The sequence below is a fragment of the Halomonas sp. AOP7-E1-9 genome (genome assembly GCF_052376035.1).
In the GTDB taxonomy this organism is placed as follows: domain Bacteria; phylum Pseudomonadota; class Gammaproteobacteria; order Pseudomonadales; family Halomonadaceae; genus Vreelandella; species Vreelandella citrativorans.
The window spans coordinates 94,426-117,037 of sequence record NZ_JBQSVC010000003.1 but is presented as its reverse complement, the minus strand read 5'-3'; the positions used below and the strand labels follow the sequence as shown (position 1 = coordinate 117,037).

Annotated in this window: 22 protein-coding genes, 1 pseudogene, 1 CRISPR repeat array and 1 riboswitch (1 of these 25 cut by a window edge); of the genes and pseudogenes, 9 read left to right on the top strand and 14 right to left on the bottom strand. The window is 56.6% G+C overall.

Going from position 1 to position 22,612, the window contains the following annotated elements:
• Positions 1-3,763: a CRISPR direct-repeat array (repeat unit 29 nt; unit sequence CCGTTCCCCGCAGGCGCGGGGATGAACCG); it reaches 1,024 nt to the left of the window's first position.
• Between the two features lie 170 nt (positions 3,764-3,933).
• The 3 genes and pseudogenes from relB to ACT3R4_RS03170 form a co-directional block, all read left to right on the top strand.
• A complete protein-coding gene (gene relB / locus ACT3R4_RS03180; protein ID WP_087110975.1) occupies positions 3,934-4,158 on the top strand; it encodes a type II toxin-antitoxin system RelB family antitoxin in 225 nt (74 codons plus the stop codon).
• Positions 4,142-4,321 carry a type II toxin-antitoxin system RelE family toxin gene (locus ACT3R4_RS03175; protein WP_441677597.1) on the top strand — a complete coding sequence of 60 codons (180 nt, stop codon included), beginning with the start codon at positions 4,142-4,144 and terminating at the stop codon, positions 4,319-4,321. Before relB ends, ACT3R4_RS03175 begins: the two co-directional genes overlap by 17 nt.
• Positions 4,272-4,508, top strand: a pseudogene (locus tag ACT3R4_RS03170) (transposase); the annotation flags it as partial. The gene ACT3R4_RS03175 and the pseudogene ACT3R4_RS03170, both read left to right, overlap by 50 nt.
• Before the next feature lie 90 nt (positions 4,509-4,598).
• Here the strand turns inward: ACT3R4_RS03170 and ACT3R4_RS03165 are convergent.
• Positions 4,599-5,459 carry a LysR family transcriptional regulator gene (locus tag ACT3R4_RS03165; protein ID WP_087110977.1) on the bottom strand — a complete coding sequence of 287 codons (861 nt, stop codon included), beginning with the start codon at positions 5,457-5,459 and terminating at the stop codon, positions 4,599-4,601.
• A gap of 135 nt (positions 5,460-5,594) precedes the next feature.
• On the opposite strand from ACT3R4_RS03165, the gene ACT3R4_RS03160 reads away from it, so the two are divergent.
• From ACT3R4_RS03160 to ACT3R4_RS03150, 3 genes are read left to right on the top strand one after another with little or no spacing between them, the layout of a single operon-like run.
• Positions 5,595-6,227: an ankyrin repeat domain-containing protein gene (locus ACT3R4_RS03160; protein WP_441677438.1), complete on the top strand. Its 633-nt coding sequence runs from the start codon at positions 5,595-5,597 to the stop codon at positions 6,225-6,227.
• Positions 6,224-6,442: a tRNA-specific adenosine deaminase gene (locus ACT3R4_RS03155; protein WP_441677440.1), complete on the top strand. Its 219-nt coding sequence runs from the start codon at positions 6,224-6,226 to the stop codon at positions 6,440-6,442. Before ACT3R4_RS03160 ends, ACT3R4_RS03155 begins: the two co-directional genes overlap by 4 nt.
• Before the next feature lie 49 nt (positions 6,443-6,491).
• The gene (locus tag ACT3R4_RS03150; protein ID WP_441677442.1) at positions 6,492-7,679 is read left to right on the top strand and encodes an amidohydrolase; all 1,188 of its coding nucleotides are present in this window, start codon (positions 6,492-6,494) and stop codon (positions 7,677-7,679) included.
• 109 nt (positions 7,680-7,788) lie between these two features.
• On the opposite strand, the gene ACT3R4_RS03145 is transcribed toward ACT3R4_RS03150, so the two are convergent.
• From ACT3R4_RS03145 to pdxR, 5 genes are all read right to left on the bottom strand, one after another.
• On the bottom strand, positions 7,789-8,193 hold the full coding sequence (locus tag ACT3R4_RS03145) for a VOC family protein (RefSeq protein ID WP_441677444.1): 405 nt from the start codon (positions 8,191-8,193) through the stop codon (positions 7,789-7,791).
• Positions 8,194-8,231: 38 nt separating this feature from the next.
• Positions 8,232-8,924: a uracil-DNA glycosylase family protein gene (locus ACT3R4_RS03140; RefSeq protein ID WP_441677445.1), complete on the bottom strand. Its 693-nt coding sequence runs from the start codon at positions 8,922-8,924 to the stop codon at positions 8,232-8,234.
• 31 nt (positions 8,925-8,955) lie between these two features.
• The gene (gene pcsA, locus ACT3R4_RS03135; protein ID WP_287076878.1) at positions 8,956-9,681 is read right to left on the bottom strand and encodes a phosphatidylcholine synthase; all 726 of its coding nucleotides are present in this window, start codon (positions 9,679-9,681) and stop codon (positions 8,956-8,958) included.
• A 181-nt stretch (positions 9,682-9,862) separates the two neighbouring features.
• Positions 9,863-10,471: a DNA-3-methyladenine glycosylase I gene (locus ACT3R4_RS03130; RefSeq protein ID WP_441677447.1), complete on the bottom strand. Its 609-nt coding sequence runs from the start codon at positions 10,469-10,471 to the stop codon at positions 9,863-9,865.
• 37 nt (positions 10,472-10,508) lie between these two features.
• Positions 10,509-11,987, bottom strand: coding sequence for a MocR-like pyridoxine biosynthesis transcription factor PdxR (gene pdxR, locus ACT3R4_RS03125; protein ID WP_441677448.1), 1,479 nt, complete (start codon positions 11,985-11,987; stop codon positions 10,509-10,511).
• A 93-nt stretch (positions 11,988-12,080) separates the two neighbouring features.
• On the opposite strand from pdxR, the gene ACT3R4_RS03120 reads away from it, so the two are divergent.
• Positions 12,081-12,536, top strand: coding sequence for a GNAT family N-acetyltransferase (locus tag ACT3R4_RS03120; protein ID WP_441677450.1), 456 nt, complete (start codon positions 12,081-12,083; stop codon positions 12,534-12,536).
• 78 nt (positions 12,537-12,614) lie between these two features.
• Here ACT3R4_RS03120 and ACT3R4_RS03115 read toward each other — a convergent pair whose 3' ends face one another.
• From ACT3R4_RS03115 to ACT3R4_RS03100, 4 genes are all read right to left on the bottom strand, one after another.
• Positions 12,615-13,112 (bottom strand): 6,7-dimethyl-8-ribityllumazine synthase, encoded by a 498-nt coding sequence (locus ACT3R4_RS03115; RefSeq protein WP_087110995.1) that lies wholly within the window; start codon positions 13,110-13,112, stop codon positions 12,615-12,617.
• A gap of 110 nt (positions 13,113-13,222) precedes the next feature.
• Positions 13,223-13,388: riboswitch (FMN riboswitch) on the bottom strand.
• A gap of 79 nt (positions 13,389-13,467) precedes the next feature.
• Positions 13,468-13,614 carry a YbaK/EbsC family protein gene (locus ACT3R4_RS03110; protein ID WP_441677452.1) on the bottom strand — a complete coding sequence of 49 codons (147 nt, stop codon included), beginning with the start codon at positions 13,612-13,614 and terminating at the stop codon, positions 13,468-13,470.
• A gap of 110 nt (positions 13,615-13,724) precedes the next feature.
• Positions 13,725-14,573, bottom strand: a complete 849-nt coding sequence (locus ACT3R4_RS03105; RefSeq protein WP_441677454.1) for an ABC transporter substrate-binding protein — start codon at positions 14,571-14,573, stop codon at positions 13,725-13,727.
• Between the two features lie 228 nt (positions 14,574-14,801).
• Positions 14,802-14,990 (bottom strand): YqaE/Pmp3 family membrane protein, encoded by a 189-nt coding sequence (locus tag ACT3R4_RS03100; protein ID WP_087111000.1) that lies wholly within the window; start codon positions 14,988-14,990, stop codon positions 14,802-14,804.
• 451 nt (positions 14,991-15,441) lie between these two features.
• Between ACT3R4_RS03100 and ACT3R4_RS03095 the strand changes: the two genes are divergently transcribed.
• Both ACT3R4_RS03095 and ACT3R4_RS03090 read left to right on the top strand, forming a co-directional pair.
• Positions 15,442-16,260 (top strand): PDC sensor domain-containing protein, encoded by an 819-nt coding sequence (locus ACT3R4_RS03095; RefSeq protein ID WP_441677456.1) that lies wholly within the window; start codon positions 15,442-15,444, stop codon positions 16,258-16,260.
• Positions 16,235-18,535: a bifunctional diguanylate cyclase/phosphodiesterase gene (locus ACT3R4_RS03090; protein ID WP_441677458.1), complete on the top strand. Its 2,301-nt coding sequence runs from the start codon at positions 16,235-16,237 to the stop codon at positions 18,533-18,535. The genes ACT3R4_RS03095 and ACT3R4_RS03090 overlap by 26 nt, the downstream gene beginning before the upstream one ends.
• Positions 18,536-18,537: 2 nt before the next feature.
• Here ACT3R4_RS03090 and ACT3R4_RS03085 read toward each other — a convergent pair whose 3' ends face one another.
• From ACT3R4_RS03085 to mobA, 4 genes are read right to left on the bottom strand one after another with little or no spacing between them, the layout of a single operon-like run.
• Positions 18,538-19,569, bottom strand: a complete 1,032-nt coding sequence (locus tag ACT3R4_RS03085; RefSeq protein WP_441677460.1) for a CobW family GTP-binding protein — start codon at positions 19,567-19,569, stop codon at positions 18,538-18,540.
• A 3-nt stretch (positions 19,570-19,572) separates the two neighbouring features.
• Positions 19,573-20,565, bottom strand: a complete 993-nt coding sequence (moaA, locus tag ACT3R4_RS03080; protein ID WP_441677462.1) for a GTP 3',8-cyclase MoaA — start codon at positions 20,563-20,565, stop codon at positions 19,573-19,575.
• Positions 20,562-21,809 (bottom strand): molybdopterin molybdotransferase MoeA, encoded by a 1,248-nt coding sequence (gene moeA, locus ACT3R4_RS03075; RefSeq protein WP_441677595.1) that lies wholly within the window; start codon positions 21,807-21,809, stop codon positions 20,562-20,564. The genes moaA and moeA overlap by 4 nt, the downstream gene beginning before the upstream one ends.
• Complete coding sequence (mobA, locus tag ACT3R4_RS03070; protein ID WP_441677464.1) at positions 21,806-22,408, bottom strand: molybdenum cofactor guanylyltransferase MobA; 603 nt, start codon at positions 22,406-22,408, stop codon at positions 21,806-21,808. The genes moeA and mobA overlap by 4 nt, the downstream gene beginning before the upstream one ends.
• Positions 22,409-22,612: the final 204 nt, after the last annotated feature.

The window sequence follows — 22,612 nt, the reverse complement described above, 5'->3', positions numbered from 1 at the left end:
GGGGCTCGCGTGACCGTTCCCCGCAGGCGCGGGGATGAACCGCCATGTCCTGACCGGGTGGCATTGTTGCATTGCCGTTCCCCGCAGGCGCGGGGATGAACCGGTGATGAAAAGGTCATCTACGCCCCGGTGTCGCCGTTCCCCGCAGGCGCGGGGATGAACCGCATGGAGGTGCCAAGCGATGCTGGAGAGTCGGCCGTTCCCCGCAGGCGCGGGGATGAACCGGCAGACGTGAATCAAATGTTACACGGGTCAATCCGTTCCCCGCAGGCGCGGGGATGAACCGCAAACTCAATCGCTAATTGATAAATACGACAGCCGTTCCCCGCAGGCGCGGGGATGAACCGTGCTGGGCCCGCATCCCGGCGGTGATCCCTCACCGTTCCCCGCAGGCGCGGGGATGAACCGATTTTGACGTTAACAAGACTGACCGAACGTTACCGTTCCCCGCAGGCGCGGGGATGAACCGCGCGTTTTGATGTGTCAGTACCGTGTAGCGTACCGTTCCCCGCAGGCGCGGGGATGAACCGCTTCTGCATGGCGGCAACGGTTGCCCCGACTACCGTTCCCCGCAGGCGCGGGGATGAACCGCATTGTTGACGCTCAAAATACAGCGCACCGTACCGTTCCCCGCAGGCGCGGGGATGAACCGTTTCAAGTTGAATTTTTGCTTGCCGGTTTTGTCCGTTCCCCGCAGGCGCGGGGATGAACCGCCTTTTAATATTGACGGTGTGATACCTGGTCACCGTTCCCCGCAGGCGCGGGGATGAACCGGCGAGGTGTTGCTTGGGCCAGACTGAACACCGCCGTTCCCCGCAGGCGCGGGGATGAACCGCAAGTCAAGAATACCGGACACGTAATGGACCACCGTTCCCCGCAGGCGCGGGGATGAACCGCAGGTAAAGGTTGGCTATTTCCCACACTCAACCCGTTCCCCGCAGGCGCGGGGATGAACCGCGATTGCATATGCGGCGGCGTTGGAATTAGGTCCGTTCCCCGCAGGCGCGGGGATGAACCGGCATCTCGTAGTGCCCCCATATGCTGTGCTTTCCGTTCCCCGCAGGCGCGGGGATGAACCGCACGAGCAGTTGGCCAAGATCGAGGCGCTGCTCCGTTCCCCGCAGGCGCGGGGATGAACCGTAAAGAGCTGGCTAGTGATTAAGTTTGAAAATCCGTTCCCCGCAGGCGCGGGGATGAACCGCCAATGATCAGACTGATTACCAAGTAGGCAAGCCGTTCCCCGCAGGCGCGGGGATGAACCGTCGCGGCGTACCGGCCTGACCTGGGCGGAGGCCCGTTCCCCGCAGGCGCGGGGATGAACCGCACGCCGGTTCTCGGCAACCTGAGTTTCGTGTCCGTTCCCCGCAGGCGCGGGGATGAACCGCTACCCAGGCGGTTGTTCGCAGAACGGCGGCCCCGTTCCCCGCAGGCGCGGGGATGAACCGAAATAACGCTAGCCCCCTACGGTGGTTACTTACCGTTCCCCGCAGGCGCGGGGATGAACCGCGATGGCCCTTTTCTTAGTTATGCATTGACCCCCGTTCCCCGCAGGCGCGGGGATGAACCGCCATGGCATCGCGGTGCGCCTGGGTAATAGGCCCGTTCCCCGCAGGCGCGGGGATGAACCGCTGTGTCTTCTTCGAAGAGTCCGTCCATCCAGCCGTTCCCCGCAGGCGCGGGGATGAACCGGTTTCGCTGCTGGCCATGGTTGTCGCGATAGCCCGTTCCCCGCAGGCGCGGGGATGAACCGGATGATCAACCGGCAGTAGCGTACCGGCCCAACCGTTCCCCGCAGGCGCGGGGATGAACCTAGCGATGTATTCACGCTCGCCTCCTTAATTGCCCGTTCCCCGCAGGCGCGGGGATGAACCGGGCTTTGCCGACTTCCGCGCCGAGCTTGAGCACCGTTCCCCGCAGGCGCGGGGATGAACCGGTGGCGGAAAGGTAGCCGCTTGCCCAGCAGCCCCGTTCCCCGCAGGCGCGGGGATGAACCGCGCGAAATGCTGCCCGAGTTTGAAGCCTACGTCCGTTCCCCGCAGGCGCGGGGATGAACCGCGAGGCGGTGCCGGCGGCGGTGGCGGTGCTGGCCGTTCCCCGCAGGCGCGGGGATGAACCGCCCGGCAGTAACGCTGACGGCAGCGGCAATAACCGTTCCCCGCAGGCGCGGGGATGAACCGCCTTGTCCTGGCAGAGCCTGGCCGCTGCCCGCCCGTTCCCCGCAGGCGCGGGGATGAACCGCGAAGGACGACGCCCAGGCACTCTATGGCGACCCGTTCCCCGCAGGCGCGGGGATGAACCGCCTGCTGTACCGCTTCTAAAACGCGACCAAAACCGTTCCCCGCAGGCGCGGGGATGAACCGCCTGCTGTACCGCTTCTAAAACGCGACCAAAACCGTTCCCCGCAGGCGCGGGGATGAACCGCATGATGGTAGAGGCTTTAGTGGCAACGGCTTCCGTTCCCCGCAGGCGCGGGGATGAACCGCCGGGCTTTACGCGCTCACGCTCTGCCGTATCCCGTTCCCCGCAGGCGCGGGGATGAACCGCGCGAAGAGGTGATGCGCCAGGAGTTTGAACGCCGTTCCCCGCAGGCGCGGGGATGAACCGCGGCAACGCCATCCACTTCATCAGCCACCAGACCGTTCCCCGCAGGCGCGGGGATGAACCGGGCTTCAGTCAACGCTTCATGCTTGCCGAACTCCGTTCCCCGCAGGCGCGGGGATGAACCGCCATCCGCACTTGCCCAGGCTGTAACGATCAGCCGTTCCCCGCAGGCGCGGGGATGAACCGCTCACCAAGCGCCTGCTCACTGGTAATTGCCGCCGTTCCCCGCAGGCGCGGGGATGAACCGATGGCGTTGATGATGTAGTCGCCACTATTGATCCGTTCCCCGCAGGCGCGGGGATGAACCTGATGCGGTAGCCGTTATCTGTACGCGGATCATCCGTTCCCCGCAGGCGCGGGGATGAACCGGCGCCAGAGTCTTTCGATCCACCGATCAGGGGCCGTTCCCCGCAGGCGCGGGGATGAACCGTTTACCGGCATTATCCCTACTGGCATTTACCACCGTTCCCCGCAGGCGCGGGGATGAACCGTTGAAATACTTGTTGATGACGATGGAAACCCACCGTTCCCCGCAGGCGCGGGGATGAACCGTCATGCAGATTTGCACGCGCTTTACGCCGCCTCCGTTCCCCGCAGGCGCGGGGATGAACCGAATTAAAACGCAACAATATAGGCGTGCAGCGTCCGTTCCCCGCAGGCGCGGGGATGAACCGGTGATTCACGCTTTCCGTAAAGTCAGCCTGGACCGTTCCCCGCAGGCGCGGGGATGAACCGGCATGCCCTACGTCTGCATCTACCAGCTTGCGCCGTTCCCCGCAGGCGCGGGGATGAACCGCACCAGAGGTAGGGGGCAAGTGCCCCAGTCTCCCGTTCCCCGCAGGCGCGGGGATGAACCTCAACTCTTGCAGCTGCTCCAGGCTTTCCGCTTCCGTTCCCCGCAGGCGCGGGGATGAACCGTTTAGGCATCTTTCAATGTGCCGAGCCAGACGCCGTTCCCCGCAGGCGCGGGGATGAACCGGCATCAGCCATACGTCCGTCATAGTTGTGCTTCCGTTCCCCGCAGGCGCGGGGATGAACCGGCACGCTGCCGCCTGAGCTAGATGGCAATACTCCGTTCCCCGCAGGCGCGGGGATGAACCGCTCAGGAACAGCTCAACAACGTCATCCGTCAACCGTTCCCCGCAGGCGCGGGGATGAACTCAAGTCCTGAACGTCCTAATGGCTCATGGAGATACGTTCCTCACTGGCGTGGGGATGAACCAAACTCAAGATAAGACAGAAATCACTGAAAATGATGGGTCTTGATGCTGATTGAAACGCTGATCGCGGCGCATACTATACGTGTATATCAAATCTCCAGGAGAGACCATCATGTTGGCAATACGACTGCCCAGCGACATCGAAGCGCGCCTGGAGGCCTTGGCCAAGGCCTCCGGCCGCACCAAGACCTATTACGCCCGTGAAGCTATTCTCAAGCACCTCGATGACCTTGAGGACGTTTACCTCGCCGAGCAGACCCTGGAGCGTCTGCGTCGTGGCGAGGAAACCACGCACTCCCTGGATGACGTGGAGCGTGATCTTGGGCTGGAAAATTGAGCTGACGGGGGCCGCCCACAAGCAGCTGAAGAAGTTGGGTCATGTTGAGGCCAAGCGCATCCGTGACTACCTGCGCGAGCGAGTACAGCCGCGAGGCCCCGCGACAGCTGGGCGAGCAGGGCGTGACCCAGAGCATGTCACGCAAGGGGAATTGTCTAGATAATGCCGCGATGGAGAGCTTCTTTGGAACGCTGAAGTCAGAATATTTTTACCTGAACCGCTTTGACACGATTGAGCAATTACAGGCGGGCATCCGACACTACATCCATTATTATAACCACGAGCGCATCAAGTCCAAACTAAGAGGCCTGAGCCCGGTGCAGTACCGAACTCAGGCCTTGTCCGCTTAGTGTTTTACTGTCCAGGTTTTTTGGGGTCAGTTCAGATGAATGAGTCTTCTATATTGTCGACGACCGATGGCACCATCATCCCTAAGTGGTCTATCGCTCAACCTCATCCGCAAGTATCTGAATGATCTCGGATACGAAAGGACTGTCCTGGTCCGCTTGGTGGATTGCGATTTCCATGGCGTCAACCGCAGGCAAGGTCGGAACTTCTTGCATGCCCGAGTTGACCACGCGCCTTGGAAGAAGACTAATCCCGAGACCGGCATTGACCGCGCTCAGCAGGCCGGCGAGGCTGGAACTCGTGTAAACAAGATGCCATCCGCGCCTGACGTTATCGAGGGCAGTAATCATTTGGGCGCGATACAATCCATCCGAAGGAAAGGCAACAAGCGGCAGCGGGTCGCAATCGGCCAGCGCATGATTTTTGCTTTGATACCAGGACAGCGGCTCGGGCCAATGCATTACTCCGCGGGCCTCGCCGCGGTGCTGTTTGACCAGAACTAGATCCAGCTCCCCTCGATTATAGGCACCGTATAGATTGCGGCTCAGACCACTGGTAACTTCCAGCTTCAAGTTCGGATGCTGCCGGACAAGCGCCGCAAGTACTTGTGTCACCCGGCCCGAAGCGAAATCCTCGGGCAGACCGAGCCGAAGGGTGATATGACGCGCTACTCCAGACACGACGGCGGCAGCTTCCGCGTTCAGTGCCAGGATACGACGTGCATAACCCAGCAGTCGCTCGCCCGCCTCGGTGGGTGTGATGCTATTGCGTCCGCGATCAATCAAAAGCCCGCCTGCCACCTCTTCCAGCCTCATTATCTTCTGGCTGACCGTCGATTGAGTCGAGTTCAATTGCCGTGCTGCGGCTGTAAAGCTGCGCGTGTCGACCACCGCCACGAAACTGCGCAACAGGTCGGAGTTGAACGGCTTATTCGATTTATCACTGGTTTTCATTCAGATATTTAATTTCCAAATGACTTTTTTGTCCACTATATTTTTGTCTATGATTTTTATCAGCAAGAAGGGACTTTTATGCGCAGCCGCTTACAGGCCACTTTCGCCTTCACACTCCTCGTAGGATGTATAACCATGATCGATTCCGTTGCTTTTGGCGGAGTCCCTGTCGCTCAGGCTAATCCTTTGCTGATCTCCGCTGCTGAAAACGATGATATCGCTGGTGTTCGAGAAATGATCGACAGCGATATACCGCTCGACGCGCGGGATAGTCGTGGGCGGACAGCATTACTCGCTGCAACCCATGCGAACCGAGTTGAGACCGCTCGTCTACTTATTAGTGCCGGGGCTGATGTGAACGCTAAAGACGACATCGAAGATAGCCCCTACCTCTATGCGGGCGCGCGCGGACATCTGGAAATACTGCAGATGACGCTATCCCATGGCGCTGATTTGGCGAGTGTCAACCGCTATGGCGGTACGGCGCTGATTCCTGCGGCGGAACGGGGGCATGTGGAGACTGTTCGAACCCTAATAGAGGCCGGCACGGATATTGATCATGTCAACAACCTCGGCTGGACGGCGTTGCTGGAGGCTATCATCCTCGGCGATGGCGGACCGCGATACGGAGAGATTGTGGGGCTGCTGGTCGACGCCAACGCGGACGTGAACCTGGCTGATAGGGAAGGGATCACGCCGCTGCAACATGCGCGACAACGCGGATATACTGACATCGCTGGTTTGCTAGAACAGGCGGGTGCGAAATGAATGACAAGGCGTATCTGGACGAGGCGATCAATCTTGCCCACAAGAATGTTGCCAATGGAGGGCGTCCATTCGGTGCCGTGCTGGTCACGGATGGCAAAGTGATCAGCCGAGCTGTCGCAGCCACTTGGCATTTGATCGCTTGGATCGTTGATTTACCTCTTCGAGGAAAATGGCACTGTCCTGATTCTATCGGAGGCACGAGCAGCTCCTCCTGAGCAGAGCTTAGTCGTATGACTCCACAACCAGAAGTGGAAACACACTTATATGAATGAATGCATTTACGCCAACGCTTTGACCCCTGATGGCAACAAAAGTGATCTTGCCACGCGCGATGGGTGCTTCGTTCCTATCGATACTGTCTCAACCGACGCCAAAAAAATCGATCTTGATGGATTGACTGTCCTTCCTGCTTTTGTGGAGGGCCATATTCATCTCGATAAGAGCTTTGTCGGCGACGGCTGGTTTCCTCATCGTCCGGTTGGCTCCCTTCGTGAGCGGCTTGACGTTGAAAAGCGCCTTCTATCCAGCGCATTGCCGGTTGTTGAACGCGCTGAGGCACTGCTCGCGCAGGCTCACTCTTTTGGCACGGTAGCAATGCGCAGTCACGTTGACATCGACCCAGTGCTCGGACTCGATAATCTGAATGCAGTCGTAGCCGCCTGCGAGATGTGGAAGGGCCGGGTCGACGTAGAACTCGTTGCTTTTCCGCAGGCTGGCATTGTGTCTAGTCCCGGTACAGCGGATCTGCTCGATGCCGCCATGCGTGAAGGCGCGACAGTGGTGGGCGGGCTTGATCCTACCGAGTTTGACGGTGACGCAGATGCGCATCTTGATGTGGTGTTTGGCACGGCCGAGCGCCACGGTGCGAAAATCGACATCCACTTGCATGAGCACGGCGCAGGCGGTATCAAGCAGATTGAGCGTATTGCCGCGCGAGCGGCAGCAGCCGGTATGTCGGGCCTCGTCACCATTAGCCATGCTTACGCACTTGGCGATGTGAGCCGTGATGAGGCACGTCGTGTGTCGACGATCCTCGCCAAAGCGGGCGTGTCTATACTAACCAATGCGCCGGGAGATCATCCCTTCCCACCGATCGATGTACTACGCGCGGAAGGCGTTCATGTTTTCGCGGGCAATGACAATATTCGCGATGCGTGGTGGCCTTACGGCAATGGTGATTTGCTTGAACGCGCGATGCTGATCGGCTACCGCTCCGGTCTTTATACCGACGAACAGCTGGGTGTCGCTCTTGACATGATCACGATGGACTCCGCAAGGGCGATTGGCCGTGCGCTACCGGGATTCGCGATCGGTGACGAGGCGAGTTTCGTGATTGTGGACGCACTCAATGCTGCAGCCGCTGTAGCGTCACCGCCCTCGGAGCGACTGCTGGTCCAACACGGCAAAATTGTTCAACCAACTCGCCCGTCGATTCGCTCGCGGTTGCTTTGAAATGGCATATGAGTTTGCCTGTGCGAAAATTCAAGATTAAGGACATAATGTTGAATTTATCTTTTATCCATTCCCCGCAGGCGCGGGGATGAACCTCTTGGCTAGTGACTCACGCCAGATCCATAAAAGGGTTGTAGGCGACTTCCCAGTAGTGGCCTTCTGGGTCGCGAAAGTAGCCGGAGTAACCGCCCCAGAACACTTCTTCTGCTGGTTTGATCAGCTCGGCGCCTGCCGCAACCGCCTGCTCAAGAACTTGATCAACCGCTTCTTGGCTGGCGACGTTGTGAGCCAATGTAATACCGCTGAAACCATCTTTTGAGTCATCGGTAATGCCGATATCGCTAGCCAATGATGCTCTGGGAAACAGCGATAGCCAGGCACCTTCCATCTTGAAAAAGGCCACCTCGTCGCTGTCTGTTTCATGTTCCGGCAGTCCAAGGCCATCCCGATAGAACTGGATGGCACGATTCATGTCATGCACACCAAGAGTAATCAAGCTGATTCTGGGTTTCATGGCGGTGCCCTTTAGACGTTGTTTTAAATAGGCCGTTGTCACAGCGTCAGATTGTCCTTACGTACCTCTAGCTGCTCCAGACGCTGCTTTAATAGCCCTGGAAAGCGCGCATACCAGGTTTGATTGAGCGGCGAGGGGTGCGGCAGCGGGTAGAGCGTAAAGGTTTGCGCTGCTCCCTTGTCATCTTCTAGTGTCACCTCGATGCTACTCTCAAAGCGATCTTCCTGCTTCCAGAAAGCTTCCAGACGCGCACGTTCCTCTTTTGAGCGGCCGATACCGAACCACAGGAACGCTTCTCGGCCCAGCGTAATCAGCGTTCGTCCTTCCCAGCGCGAGATCAGCACCTCATTCATTAAACCGTGAAAGTGACGCTTAACCTTCATCGACCACGCCTTGTTGCCTACGGGCTTGTAGGGCACGGTATTGATCCAGAAAAAGTGCTCGCCCACGGCTTTGGATGCTGCAAAGTCCGGCATCGTCTCGCCGTAAAGCTGCTCATAAAGCGCTTTTCTGACCAACTGGCCACCAGCACCGATAAACGGCTCGCCGTGACGCACCTCGTCACGGCCTGGGTCGCGGCCAAAAAAGCCGATGCGCAGGTTCGGCTTGCCCAAGCCGATGATCGGCGCCAATGGATCGCGCTCAAAGCGTTTGTAGGCCTCGACATCGATTCCTTCGATGTCTGCTGCCAGGGCTCTGAATTTCTTCTCCTGAGTCGGCGTTAGCGACATCGTGCTACCTCCTTGTTAACCAATGTCGGGTTCAGACGAACCACTCCTGGGCTGTCCGCCATAAGCACATGCCAAAAAAGTAGACCGAGGCGACGCCCCATCCCCATAGTGCCCAAACAGCATGCTCAGTGCTTGGGAGAATAAGAAGCGTTGCGCAGAGGCACCACAACAACGTAACAGCGATATTAAGTGGCATAAATTTGCGCACCCGGAAGGGGTGCAGGAACTTCATGCGAGTAACGGTGAGAATGGCCAGGACGATGATGGCGGCAAAGGTAAGCCAAGGCGGGAAGTCGAGAATGTAGAAATAGGCCGCAGCGATATTCCAGGCGGCCGGAAAGCCAACAAAATAGTTATCCTGGCTTTTCATATTGGTGTTGCAGAAACAGAACATCGACGAAAGCAGGATAATAAACACCGCCAGCAGTGAAAAACCGGTCGGCAAATCGATAAAGTAGTAGATAAACAGGGCGGGAATAAACGCCCAGGTAAGATAATCAATGACCATATCCAGTGTTGAGCCATCGAAGTGCGGCAGGATGGTCTTCACTTCATACTTGCGCGCCAACGTGCCGTCGAAGCCATCTACCATCATCGCCGCCCCCAGCCAGAGCAGACAAGCCACCGGATTGTCGTCGATCAAAGCGAATAGCGCCATGACGCCCAGTAGTACGCCGCTAGCGGTGAGAGCATGTACGCTCCATGCTTTGCATCGCGATGCGTGAGAGTCTGCTTGCGAAGAGAGCGGTTGAGCCACATTAAACCCCGTTGAGAACGTTATGTTCTGCTGCTGTTTGGTGTATAGATAAGTGTGTCAGTCGATACACTACTACAAGAAGGCGTACCGAGAATACGCAGGCCGTTGAACTGCTCTAAGCATGGCCGTTTCTGACGCCGTCCGCCAGGCGATTGTTGGCGCCCTAACGTATGTAGAAGCCCTAAACGGGCCGCTGAAACTGCAAGCGCGCCTGCTCTACGCGTTCACGTGTTACGCAGGTCAGCGAATGGTCATTGAGCAGCCCCATCGCCTGCATCAACGCAAAGGCCGTAGTGGGGCCAATAAATTTCCAGCCGCGTTTCTTCAGCGTTTTGGAGAGCGCGATGGATTCAGGCGAGACGGTCTGGGTTTGCGGCGCTTTTAACGCATCATGCGCTGGCTCGAAGCGCCAGAAGAACGCCGCCAGCGAACCTTCCTGTACGACTAATTCCTGTGCCCGTTGCGCGTTATTGATCGCCGCCTCAATTTTCCCACGATGGCGAATAATGCCCGCGTCTTGCAGTAATCGCTGCACATCACGCTCATCAAAACGCGCGACCTGATGAAAATCGAAGTGATGAAAGGCCGCACGAAAGTTCTCGCGCTTGTTGAGAATCGTCCGCCAGCTCAAGCCGGACTGAAAGCTCTCCAGGCAGAGCTTTTCAAACAGGCGCTGATCGTTATCAACCGGAAAGCCCCACTCGTTATCGTGGTAGGGCAGAAACTCCGGTGCACCGCCGCACCAGTAGCAGCGGGCGTGCCCATCGGGGGCGATAAATGCGTTCGCCATAGTGATTCCCCTGTTTTAGTTATAAAAATGTCAGGATTTATAAAGATGTCAGATTTAGCCATGCGTGGCTGAGCCAGCGGCCCGCACGTAGTAGCTCATCCTCCGTCGCGCCCGCATAGCCCAGCACAAGGCCCGCACGCTGAGGTTGCCCCAGATAGTACCGGGATAGCGGGGAGAGCGTAATGCGTGCCTGTTGGGCCAGTTCAACCAGGCGCGCTTCCTGATTTAAATTCTCCAACTCGGCGACCAGGTGCATGCCCGCATGGCCTGAGGAGAGCTTTAACCCGGCGTCAGTAGCAGAGGCCAGTGCACGACGCAGGCAGGCCTGGCGCTGGCGATAGCTCATGCGCATTCGGGCGATATGGCGTGAAAAGTCACCTTTGGCAATGAACTCAGCAAGCGCCGACTGAATGGGATAGTTGCCTTCGCGGTGTAGGCGGGCGTGAGCCAACCGAAACGTATCGGCCAACGCCTCGGGCAGCACGATATAACCCAGTCTAAGGCCTGGGTAGAGCACCTTGCTGAATGTGCCGATATAGATGACGGATGCCTGTTCCGACAAGCCCTGAAGCGACGGCGTGGGCGGCGTGTCGTAGCGAAACTCGCTGTCGTAGTCATCCTCGATGAGCCAGACGCCGTGCCTGGCGGCGTGTTCGAGTAATGCCAAGCGCCGAGGAACCGGCATGGTAACGCCACTCGGGTATTGATGGGAGGGCGTCACGTAGATCAAACGCGGCGAAGGCGTATTGGCTGGACAAAGCGACGGATTCAGCCCCTCTTCATCGACTGGAACGGGAATAATGTTCAGCCCCGCTGCCAAAAAGCAGGTTTGCGTGCCGCCGTAGCCGGGTTCTTCCATCCACACTGAGTCGCCGCTATCGGTCAGCAGCTGGGCCACCAGTTCGAACGCCTGCTGCGCGCCTTGCGTGATCACAATCTGCTCAGGGCGACAGCGCACTGCGCGGGAAAGCGTCAGGTAATCACCCAATGCCTCTTTAAGCGCGGGCAAGCCGCCATGCGTTTGATAGGAAAGCCATGCCGTATCGGCCTGGCGATAGTGGCGCCTTAACAGGCGCTGCCACTGAGCATGGGGGAACAGATCCAGCCCCGGCACGCCCGGCGCAAACGCTTGATAGTGTTGGCTTAGCGTACCGCAGCGGTCAATCAGCGCCTGCCCGCGTGTTGAGTAGCTAAACGCCGCTTCCAAAAGTGGCTTGGGTGGAGCCGGTAGATTAGGCAGGTTGGCCACGTACATCCCTGCGCCTCGCCGAGAGATGATCAACCCCTCGGCTAACAGCCGATCCATCGCCGCCAGCACGGTATTACGGCTGATACCCAAGCCGTGAGCCAGGTGCCGTGAAGAGGGCAAATGACTCCCTGCGGCCAGTTCGCCGTGTTGAATCCAGCGGCGCAACGCGCTGTAAAGCTGATGTACCAGCGTAGTTGTTCCTTGGGTACCCATCTGTAGCGCCAAGGCATCAATAAGCCATTCACTCGACGGCGTTCGCTGCTTCACTGGTTCCCTCGCTATTTAATAAACTGGTTCTTCACCAAGAGCCACTATAACGAGAGACTTGCCTATTCCCACCTCTTTTTAAGGAGCGCCACTGTGAATAACGTTCGGGCTGCCGTACTTGATGACTTGGACGCGCTTAGCGTACTGCTGGATGACTATCGCCAGTTTTATCAGCAACAAAGCGACCTAAAGGGCGCTCGCTACTTTTTAAGCCAACGCTTTGGGTTGGGCGACTCGTTCATTCTAGTGAGTGAAGAGGCGCAGGGAAAAATCAGCGGGTTTGTGCAGCTTTTTCCCGGCTTATCTACGGTAGGCATGAATGCGCGATGGACGTTGAACGATCTTTACGTGCTGCCTGAGTATCGCAGCCAAGGCGTAGGCCGGGCGTTAATGAGCGCTGCCGCCGATTTGGCCCAAGACCACGGTGTTACAAGGCTGGTATTGATGACGCAGGTGGAGAACAAGCGCGCGCAGCACCTGTATGAAACGCTTGGCTGGCAGCGCAACACGGCATTTTATAGCTATCTGCTGGATGTGAATGAGGCGTGAGTAGAGCAGGAGAATCAAGCAGAGAATCATGTTCGCTGGTGGGCGCTTGGCCCGGCATTCGCCGGGCCAGGATAGTGCTTACGCGTCGCTAAGTTTGCGTGCGCGGTGCAGATTTTCCATGGTGTTCAGGCACGCACTAGCGGCTTCCTTACCTTTGGCCAGGAAGTGCTGGAAGTAGAAGTCGTGATGGGTGCTGTGCTCATGGAAATGGTGCGGCGTGAGCACCACCGAAATGACCGGTACTTGGGTGTCGAGCTGGACGCGCATCATGCCGTCGATGACCGCGTGGGCGACGAAGTCGTGGCGATAGATGCCGCCATCTACCACAAAGCCAGCACCGACAATCGCGCCATAGCGGCCGCTTTCGGCCAGTACCTTGGCTTGCAGCGGAATTTCATAGGCGCCTGAAACGGTAAACGTATCCACCTGGTCAGCAGATAAACCGTTGCGCTCCACTTCCTCAATAAATGCCTGGTAGGCCTGGCCGACGATATCGTTGTGCCAATGGCCCTGGATAAACGCAATGCGCTGGGACGTGGTATGTGAGGAGAGTGTTAAAGGAAAGGTCTGATTCATGGTCATTCTCTTGGATAAGTGGTACCAGAATCAGGGCATTCGGCATCCGCCATAGGCATAACGTACGCCTCCAGGGGGGCTTTCTCCGTGGAATAACGCCGTTGAATGGATGCCGTTCTCTTTCATCCGGACTATCACCGTCGGCTTCGGTTTCTCACCGAATCTGCTGACCTCTCACGGGCAGACCAGTGAGAGCGCTCGCGGGCTTAGGCCGCTTTCGTTAGGAAAGGTACCATCACCGCCGGTGGGGACTTTCACCCCGCCCTGAGAACATTGCTGCATAGCAGCCTACCTATCTTACGCCGATTGTGAATGCGCAGCTAGAGGCCAGGTAAAACCTTGTCGAGCGCGCTGCTTAATCGACCCAATCGGCATTTGCCAGCTCGGTAAGCCGTTTGGGACAGGCACTATTAGTGGAGCTTACGGCGGGCAGTGCTTCGTTATACGCCAAAAGCGACTCATCACAATAAATGGGCACGTTGGTCGCCAAACCAACGGACATACGCCGCCCGGGTGACTGGTGCGCTCCATTGTATACGTTAAGCATTGATACCTAATGAAAAGCCCCCGGTCTAGCGACACGGGGGCTTGGTCATGCATCGTGGTAGACGCTTATAGCGCTTCAACGACCTCATCAACTTGCAGTTTCAGGCTCTGCAGGCCGCCGCCTGATAAGTACCAAAGGGCCGGGGTCAGTACGACCAGGCGTGTATCTGGTGTGCCCGCGTCTGCTAGCGCTTGCGTTAACGCATCGGTATCAGCGGCGTCGTTACCAATGGCGGCGCTGCGGTCAACTACCAGCAATACGTCGGGTTGGATCTCACCAATGGCATCCATCGTCAGCGGCGTAAAGGTGCGGCTACCGCGCGTTATGCTGGTAACACTATCCGGCATTTCTAATGTGTTGATACCCAGTACGTCATGGACGACCGGATGGGTGTTCAGCCCCAGGTTGCCGTCATTAGAGGTAACCACCAGTACGCGCAACGCTTCATCCAGCGCTTGGCGGTGGTTTTCAATATCGGCATGCAGCTCTTTTAGTGCTTCTTCAGCGCGCTCTTCAACACCGGCATGGCTGGCAAGCTGGCGCACGTTGTCGTCAAAGGCTACCAGGTAATCATCGCCCTGTAGGCTGGTATTGAGCACCGGAGCGATCTCTTCGAACTCCGCTTCCCACTCGCCTTGACGGCCGGTGTAAAGGATAAGGCTGGGCTCGCTTGCGGCGACGGCTTCAAGGTCAGGAGAGCGTAAGCCACCAAGGTCGGTATACGCGTCGTCGTTATAGGTTGACAGGTAGTCGGGCAGAATCTGTTTGGGAATCCCCACGATTTGGTCACTAACACCCAGCGCATCCAGTGTATCCAGGCTGCCTAAATCAAAGGTGGCAATACGTTCCTGGGCATGAGCAACAGAGCTAACCGCTGTGACAAGCAGTGTCGTGACGAGAATCGTGGGCTTCATGGGTATTCCTTTTATGAGAAAAAGTTTTATATGAGATTTCTTCTCATATTGGCAAAAAAATGAGGCGCTGTCGTTACCGTGTTATGGAACAGGACGTTTCACTTTTTCGTTTTGAGGGGGACTTTCGAGGTTTGGAATTGTCAGGAGAGAAAGGGTAGCGCGTGTGTGGGTGCCATAAAGAACTACCCCGCCTTCTGGGCGGGGTAGTTAAGGTGCTTGGCAGGACGACTATCTGCCGGAAGCGTTACGAATCTTCTTATCGGTTTGATATTGGCTCAAAGCATAGACAGACCAGATCGCTGCGGGTATCCAGCCAATGATAGTAATCTGGAGTATCAGGCAGATAAGCCCGGCAAACGGACGGCCGATCGTAAAGAACTGAAGCCACGGCAGTAGTAGGGCGAGTAGCAGACGCATGTCATTCTCTCCTTGATCCAAACAGCGAAAGGTTAGGTAACCGATGGCGTATTATTGCAGATTGGCTGACGCTACGCATATTCATTACATTACCGCTGCCAGCATTAACCTGCTGCTGATTGATTGAGGCAGTTTTCGTACAAAGCCTGGAAATGCCGTTTTCCCTTGGCACACAGCGGTAATAAAGCCAGGTAATCGTGAGAATAGTCGTGTGAAATTGAGCGTAATATTTTTATCTGCTGACTCCATGCACCAGTGAAAAGCGGTTTATGTTTGTAATACGATAAATCGCGCTACTAAGGCATTCTAAATTGATGGAATGAATAAATTGTTTACCGTTATTCTATCTAACTGTTGGCAGGATAAAGAGTAATGCTGACGACGTTTACGTAGTACATCGTCACATCAATTTATGCGTTCTCTTTTGTTTTCTGGCCAAGGACGATGCGCTATGCCTGTTGTAGATATATTGATGAGAAAGGACCAGAACAAAGAGAGCGAAAAGCATGCCGATAACGCCTTTCGCCACCAACGTCGCAATGTCTACGCGTTATACGTTATTGCTTTACTGCTGCTGTTCAGCCTGTTCGGCTGGTTTTTAAAGGAGCAGCGTGAACAGGAGATAGCCTCTGCTGAGGCGCAGAGCGATGCGCGTGCCAGCCTGATTGGGGAGTGGGTAGAAAGCATCTTCTCTCAAACGTACCACGTGCTGGTCAGTGTCGCTGACCTTCAGAACATGCCTGATGTGGTCAGCGCCACGCAAATGTCTCGGATGTTAAGCGATCGTCATCGCTATGCCCCCCTGGTTCAACGAGTGGTTCTGTTGGATAGCCAAGGAATCATGATTGCCAGTAGTGGAGATAACCACTATCAGGGAGCGGATTTTAGTGACCAGGATTTTTATAAAGTCTTGAGCGACCCTGACTATCCCATGGAGGACATCGTTACGCCGCTTTACTGGTCCAGTGAGGAACAAACCTACTCTCTGATACACGCGTTACGTCTGACAGATTCATCAGGTGCCTTTGCGGGCATGGCATCAGCACGTGTGGCATCACAAGCATTTGCCGACATGGTTAACCAAATGCAGATTCGCCAGGGTGAAAGCATCGCCCTGGTAGACGCCACGCTTACATTAATCGCCCGCAATCCTGGTGACGAGCGCACGCAAACCGGGGGGGCAAGTGGAGGGCGCGACCATACAACGCGTCCTGGACAACGGCCAGACCCCGTGGTCGGACGTGATGTGGTCTTCTCTGGATCAACGTGAGCGAATTTTTTGGGTACAGCGCGTCGAGAACTATCCGATATGGGTGGTCGTCGGCATGGATTTGGACGAGGTGTTAGCGGGGTGGCGTCAGCGCGCCGGGATTACCATCGGTATCTTTATCGCTATTGTTTTGTTGGGCGCATGGGGAGTTCGTCATTACCTTAAGCGGATAAGGTTAGCCCAGTTATTACAACATCGCCTTAAAGAGCTTGATCAGGCGCGTACCCAGGCCCAGACAGGAGAAGCCCAGCTCAGAACGCTTATTAACTCTATCCAGGATTTGATCATCGTTTTCGACCAAAACAATCAAATGACCTATATGCATGCCCTGGATGAAGGAATGTTGCTGAAAGGCAAAGATAGTCTGTTAGGTAAACATTATAACGAGGTAATGCCCCCTGGTTTATCCAAGCGCTTTGATACTGTCTTTGAGCAGGTAAGGCAGCATCGCCAAGCAGTTACGCTTGAATATCAGTTGAGGGTGCCCAGGGGAGAACATTTTTTTCAGGCCGTAGCAAGCCCCTTGGTGCATCCTGATGGCCGCTTTTCCGGCACGTTGCTGGTCGCGCGCGATATTACCGAAGCCAAACAGAGTGAAGCGGAGCTTAATATCGCGGCCGCTGCTTTTCAGGCACACCTGGGCATCATCATCGCGGATGCCGAAGGGAAAATACTGAAAGCCAATCCCATGTTTACTCAGATTACCGGCTATAGCGAAGCCGAAGTGATTGGCCGTGACGCAAAGATGTTTAATTCGAACCGCCACGACCCTGGTTTCTATCGCCGTTTATGGCGCAGCGTCAAACAGCAGGGCCGCTGGGAAGGCGAAGTTTGGAGCCAGCGCAAGAGCGGCGATATCTTTCCCGAGTGGGTCGTTATTAGCTCAATCCGTAATGCTGACCAGCAGCTAACCCATTACGTGGCCACCGTTGTCGATATTAGCGAACGCAAAGCCGCTGAACAGGAGATCCACCAACTGGCGTTTTATGATTCGGTGACGGGGCTGGCGAATCGCCGTCTCTTTATGGACCGCTTGGGCGCAGCGCTTAAAGAGGCGCGCCGACATCGCTCTTATGGTGCGCTTCTGCTTATCGATATCGATCATTTCAAACAGGTTAACGATGTGTTTGGGCACTCTATCGGTGACCGTTTGCTTCAGGGCGTTGCGCGCCTGCTTCATCAACAGCTGCGGGAAAGTGATACCTTGGCACGTGTTGGCGGTGATGAGTTCGCGATACTCATTCAGTCGTTGGATGCCGATGCGGCTAAAGCGGCTCAGTTGGCTGAGCTCATCGCCCATAAGTTGATGGTTGCCATACGCCGTACCAGTTCACTCATTGAGCACTCGGTCAGCGTGACGGCCAGCATCGGTATCACCCTCTTGGACTATTCGACCAACGAGCAAAATGAGTATCTTCAGCAGGCGGATATGGCGCTATTTCAAGCCAAGGCGAGAGGCCGTGATACGCTGTGCTTTTTTGACCCCGATATGCAGGCAACGCTGTTAGCCTCAACGCGTCTGGAACGTGACTTGCGGCAGGCACAGGCGCTTAACCAGTGGCAGCTTTATTATCAGCCCCAAGTGGAAGTAAATGGAAAGACGACCGGGGTCGAGGCACTTTTGCGCTGGCAGCATCCCGAGCGGGGTCTTGTATCACCCGGGGACTTTATACCGCTGTTAGAGAGTACCGGCCTGATTATTGAAGTAGGTGCATGGGTGCTGGAGAGGGCCTGCTACCAGTTGGCGAGCTGGGCACAGCATGATCGGTTCTGCCACTTGACGATGTCGGTAAATATCAGCCCTCTGCAGTTTCACGATGCTGAGTTTATACCGCGTATCACGGCTATCTTTGAACGTACCCAAGCACCGCTTGACCGCTTAAAGCTTGAAGTGACAGAGTCGCTGTTTGTGGATGACCGCGACAGGGCCCGCGATAAAATGTTGTTCCTAAAAGCGCTGGGCGTTCGCCTCTCACTGGATGATTTTGGGACCGGTTATTCATCCCTTGCCTACCTGGCCCAGCTACCCTTGGACCAACTGAAAATAGACCAGAGTTTTGTGCGCCAGGTGCTGACCAGTAGCGCGAATGCGGCGATTGTCGAGAGTACCATTGCGCTGGCAAAAAGCCTGAACCTGGAGGTGATCGCCGAAGGAGTCGAAACCCAGGCGCAGCAGGCGTGGTTATTCGCCCATGGCTGCCACGCCTATCAAGGTTATCTGTTTGGGCGTCCGGTCACCATCGACGCGTTGGAAGCGGAGCTTGATGTTTCTTGATATCAGCCGTTTTGATGAAATGGCGCGGGGGAGAGCATTGACGCAAGTGCCGTGGTATCTGGCACCGTACTCGCCAGCGCTTCAGGGATAATGATTTCCAGCCGCGAGTCCTGCCGCCAGGCGCTACTGTCTACGTTTAGCGCACCGTCAGCGCGGTTAAGCTGCTGCCAGCCGCTGGTCGTATGAAACACGCCTTTAATACGGGCATCACGGGGTAATTCACCTAAACATTGCGCCAGGCTGTCCAGGTCAAAGTGCTCGTCAGGGTGCCAGCGCAATCCCAAGCTCACGTAGCCCAGCGCCACACCGGTTTCCTGCTGTGGTGCGCCTTTGGCTGGCGGAAAGTCAAAAAATCCGCCCTCCAAACCAGGGGGCGCGGTTAATGTGCGGTGTGCTTCCGGAACGGCCAAGTCGTGGGCAGGACTTTGGCCACTGTGCGTTAATCGTTCAAGTGGCAGTTCGCCATTGGTAACCGGCTCGGCCCATTTACGCGGCGGCCATAAGGCATTGGCAAACTGCAGCGCTGCCTGCTGCTGTTGATCGGTGGCCTGGTCCCATAAGGTGATGGCTACCGCATCGGCGATCGCCAACTGGTCCTGAAACGTTTCATGATTGAGCGCACGCGGGTCATCCAGGCGGCGTGGGTCCAGCGTGGCAATAATATCGCGCACATCAACGACATCGTGAAAGGCCTCGCCGCGCAGCAGGTCCAGCAAACCGGCGGGGTGGCCAAGTCCAGAGGGTTCAATAATCACGCGGTCTGGCTTACTGCGTGCCAGCAGGTTAACAAGCGCTGCCTGCATAACAAAGGCGAGCTGGCAGCACAAACAGCCGCCAGGCAAGCCTTTAATAACGATATCGTCACGTTGCTCAAACATCGCCTGGTCGATACCAATTTGACCGAACTCATTCACTAAAATGGCCCACGTTTCATGCGCAGGCTTTTGTTCAATCAGACGGTGAATGAGGGTGGTTTTACCACTTCCCAAAAAGCCGGTGATGATATGAACCGGCACTTTTGCCAACGCTGCCACGAGTTAACCCCCTGTCATATTCATAAAGCGAACAACCTGAATGTCGCCGTCGGTCGTGAAATGGTGCCGCTCGGGTTTGAGCGGTAGTGCATTCACAATCGCCTCTTTAAGGCGCGGCATATCACCGGGATAGCGGCGCAGCACGGCGCGCAAGTCGACCGAATGTTCGTTACCCAAACAGAGCAATAAACGGCCTTCTACCGTGACCCGCACGCGATTACAGGTGTCGCAGAAGTTGTGGCTGTGCGGCGATATAAAGCCAACCCGGCTGTCACTGTCGGCCATTCTAAAGTAGCGCGACGGGCCTGGCGTGGTTTCGGTGGTCGGGGTTAGCGTATAGCGCTTTTCAATCAGGGCCTGTACATCATCACTTGAGTAGAAGGTTTCTGCGCGTGAGTGATCGGACACATCGCCCAGCGGCATCTCTTCAATAAAGCTGATATCCAGCCCTTCGTCACGCGCAAAGTCGACAAGGTCCAGCACCTCATCATCATTACGACCTTTTAAAATAACCGCATTTAACTTGATGCGGGTAAATCCGGCCTCTTTTGCAGCATGGATGCCGTCAATAACGCGTGTTAAATCGCCGGTGCGGGTGAGCTTTTTAAAGCGCTCCGGGTCCAGTGAATCCAGGCTGATATTGAGACGGCGCAGGCCACCTGCATAAAGCCGTTTGGCATGTTTACGCAGACTGGCGCCATTGGTGGTCATGGTGAAGTCGCTAAGCCCGGGCAACTGGCCAATGTCATCTACCAGCTGTTCTATGTCCCGGCGCACCAGGGGCTCACCACCGGTCAGGCGAATTTTTTCAACACCCAGTTCGGTAAAGGCCTGGGCGACCATGCTGATCTCTTCAAGGGTGAGCACTTGGGCACGCGGAAGAAACGTCATTTCCTCGCTCATGCAGTACACACAGCGAAAGTCGCAGCGGTCGGTCACCGAGATGCGGACATAGCTAACTCGGCGACCAAAGTCATCTATTAGTTGCTTAGTCATGGCCATCTCACAAGTGGTTGAATGCAGACTACCTCGCCAGCTTGTGCACCGTCCTGGTCTTCGGGTAGCTCGATCAGACAGTTAGCCGCGACCATCGAACTTAACATGCCGGACCCTTGCGCGCCTGTCGTGCGTACGTGGAGCACACCTTGCACATCGCTATGGTAAATGCCGCGCAAAAAATCGGTACGCTGGTAGCGGCTGTTAAGCACTTCATCCGCGACAGCGTAAAGCCTGGGTGGCGGAGTCATGGGGAGTGCCTGCAAGTGATGGAGCAACGGCACGACAAACTGTGAAAAGGTTACCATGACAGCGACAGGGTTGCCGGGCAAGCCCACAAAGGGCGTACGCGACTCTCCCAGCCAGCCGCAGGCCAGTGGCCGCCCTGGGCGTAACGCAACACGCCAAAACGTTAGTTGGCCCAGTTGTTCAAGGGCAGGCCGTGTAAAGTCAGCTTGCCCCGCCGATACACCGCCGCTGGTGAGCACCAGGTCGCTCACTTGGGCAGCCTGGGATAACGCCTTACGTATCGACTGCTGATCATCGGGAAGAATACCCAGATCAATCACCTCAGCGCCCTGTTCGGTTAATAAACCCATCAAGGTAAACCGGTTGGCATCATAAATGCGGGCATTCTCCAGCGGCTCGCCAGGCGCTGTCACTTCATCGCCGGTGGAAAACAGTGCAACCGTCGGTGGCCGGGCCACGCAAACCTGTGCCACGCCGAGCGATGCAAGTAGCCCCATACTAGCGGCATCCAAACGCGTTCCTTTTGAAAGCGCCAGGTTGCCCTTGAGAATATCTTCCCCGGCCAGGCGTACGTTCTGGCCACGCTTAACGCGCTCAGGGTTTGCGATGTGGAGGTGCTCGCCGTGCGTTGTTAACTGCTCCTGCATAATGACCGTATCGGTGCCCTCCGGTAGCGGGGCACCCGTGGTAATCCGCACGCAAGCGCCTGGCGGCACGGCGCCATGAAAACCATGCCCTGCCAATGCATGACCGATAAGCGGCCATTGGGATGACTGTGTGTCTGGCCAGGCAAGGGCAATACCATCCATCGCGGCGTTGGTGCTGGGCGGGACGTTGATCGGCGCCATAATATCGTGTGCCAAGCGGCGGCCATGGGCACGGTGCAGGTCAATGACTTCATGGGCCAGCGGTCTTTCAATAAGCGTTGTCAGCGCCTGGCGGGCTTCTTCCACGCTCAGCATCTGGTCGCCAAGGTCAAAGCAGGAGAGCGTCATGGTACGTTCCTGGCGGATAGGCATTGCGCTTCCAAGCGGCTTTTCTCTTCGGCGGTATTGAGATTGGCGAAGGCGTCGGGGCAGTCGGACATATCCACACGGCGCATATTATGGCGTGCATACCAGCGCTGAATTTTACGCTCACCGCTTTTCAGGGCCGCCTGAAGATCATCCGCCAGTGCGGTGCGTATCAAGGCCACCGTAGGGTGCAGATGCTGACCATCAAACGCCACGGCGATATCGGCGCTTTGTATGCCTGCCAGCATTCGTGCGACCAAGTCGTCCGGGAGATGCGGCGTATCGCAAGGAGCTATCAATAGCCACGGCGTGTTTGATGCGCGCAGCCCACTATAAATGCCCATTAAAGGACCTTGGAAGCCTGATTCCGCATCACTGATCACACGCCCAAACAGGCGGTAGGCGTCAAGATTACGGTTAGCGCTAATCAGCAGTTCAGCAACCTGCCCTTCAAGCCTGGCCGCTGTGTGGGCAAACAGAGGTAGCCCAGCAAAGGGCTCCAGCCCCTTATCGCGCCCGCCCATGCGGCGGCCTTCACCACCAGCGAGCACCATGCCGGTTAATGCGTGGGTCGTGATCATCGGCATGTCTCCTCTGGCCGATCAGCCTTGCCATTTCCAAGTGTAGATCCCTTGTCGCTATGATGGCGGCCAAGGGCCTTGCTTGTCTATGCGCTTGTCTATGCGTTAGATGCTTGATGGTAAGCACTATGACCCATATCAAACAGTGGGTTCGCCTGGCTACGTTATCGGGTGGAACAGCGCCTATAAGCGGTGTCTTTTGGT

What these genes read in the sequence shown, in the direction of transcription:
- relB (WP_087110975.1), top strand. Translation starts at nt 3,934, where the DNA reads ATGTTGGCAATACGACTGCCCAGCGACATCGAAGCGCGCCTGGAGGCC.
- ACT3R4_RS03165 (WP_087110977.1), bottom strand. Translation starts at nt 5,459, where the DNA reads ATGAAAACCAGTGATAAATCGAATAAGCCGTTCAACTCCGACCTGTTG.
- ACT3R4_RS03160 (WP_441677438.1), top strand. Translation starts at nt 5,595, where the DNA reads ATGATCGATTCCGTTGCTTTTGGCGGAGTCCCTGTCGCTCAGGCTAAT.
- ACT3R4_RS03155 (WP_441677440.1), top strand. Translation starts at nt 6,224, where the DNA reads ATGAATGACAAGGCGTATCTGGACGAGGCGATCAATCTTGCCCACAAG.
- ACT3R4_RS03150 (WP_441677442.1), top strand. Translation starts at nt 6,492, where the DNA reads ATGAATGAATGCATTTACGCCAACGCTTTGACCCCTGATGGCAACAAA.
- ACT3R4_RS03145 (WP_441677444.1), bottom strand. Translation starts at nt 8,193, where the DNA reads ATGAAACCCAGAATCAGCTTGATTACTCTTGGTGTGCATGACATGAAT.
- ACT3R4_RS03140 (WP_441677445.1), bottom strand. Translation starts at nt 8,924, where the DNA reads ATGTCGCTAACGCCGACTCAGGAGAAGAAATTCAGAGCCCTGGCAGCA.
- ACT3R4_RS03130 (WP_441677447.1), bottom strand. Translation starts at nt 10,471, where the DNA reads ATGGCGAACGCATTTATCGCCCCCGATGGGCACGCCCGCTGCTACTGG.
- ACT3R4_RS03115 (WP_087110995.1), bottom strand. Translation starts at nt 13,112, where the DNA reads ATGAATCAGACCTTTCCTTTAACACTCTCCTCACATACCACGTCCCAG.
- ACT3R4_RS03110 (WP_441677452.1), bottom strand. Translation starts at nt 13,614, where the DNA reads ATGTCCGTTGGTTTGGCGACCAACGTGCCCATTTATTGTGATGAGTCG.
- ACT3R4_RS03105 (WP_441677454.1), bottom strand. Translation starts at nt 14,573, where the DNA reads ATGAAGCCCACGATTCTCGTCACGACACTGCTTGTCACAGCGGTTAGC.
- ACT3R4_RS03100 (WP_087111000.1), bottom strand. Translation starts at nt 14,990, where the DNA reads ATGCGTCTGCTACTCGCCCTACTACTGCCGTGGCTTCAGTTCTTTACG.
- ACT3R4_RS03095 (WP_441677456.1), top strand. Translation starts at nt 15,442, where the DNA reads ATGCCTGTTGTAGATATATTGATGAGAAAGGACCAGAACAAAGAGAGC.
- ACT3R4_RS03090 (WP_441677458.1), top strand. Translation starts at nt 16,235, where the DNA reads ATGTGGTCTTCTCTGGATCAACGTGAGCGAATTTTTTGGGTACAGCGC.
- moaA (WP_441677462.1), bottom strand. Translation starts at nt 20,565, where the DNA reads ATGACTAAGCAACTAATAGATGACTTTGGTCGCCGAGTTAGCTATGTC.
- moeA (WP_441677595.1), bottom strand. Translation starts at nt 21,809, where the DNA reads ATGACGCTCTCCTGCTTTGACCTTGGCGACCAGATGCTGAGCGTGGAA.
- mobA (WP_441677464.1), bottom strand. Translation starts at nt 22,408, where the DNA reads ATGATCACGACCCACGCATTAACCGGCATGGTGCTCGCTGGTGGTGAA.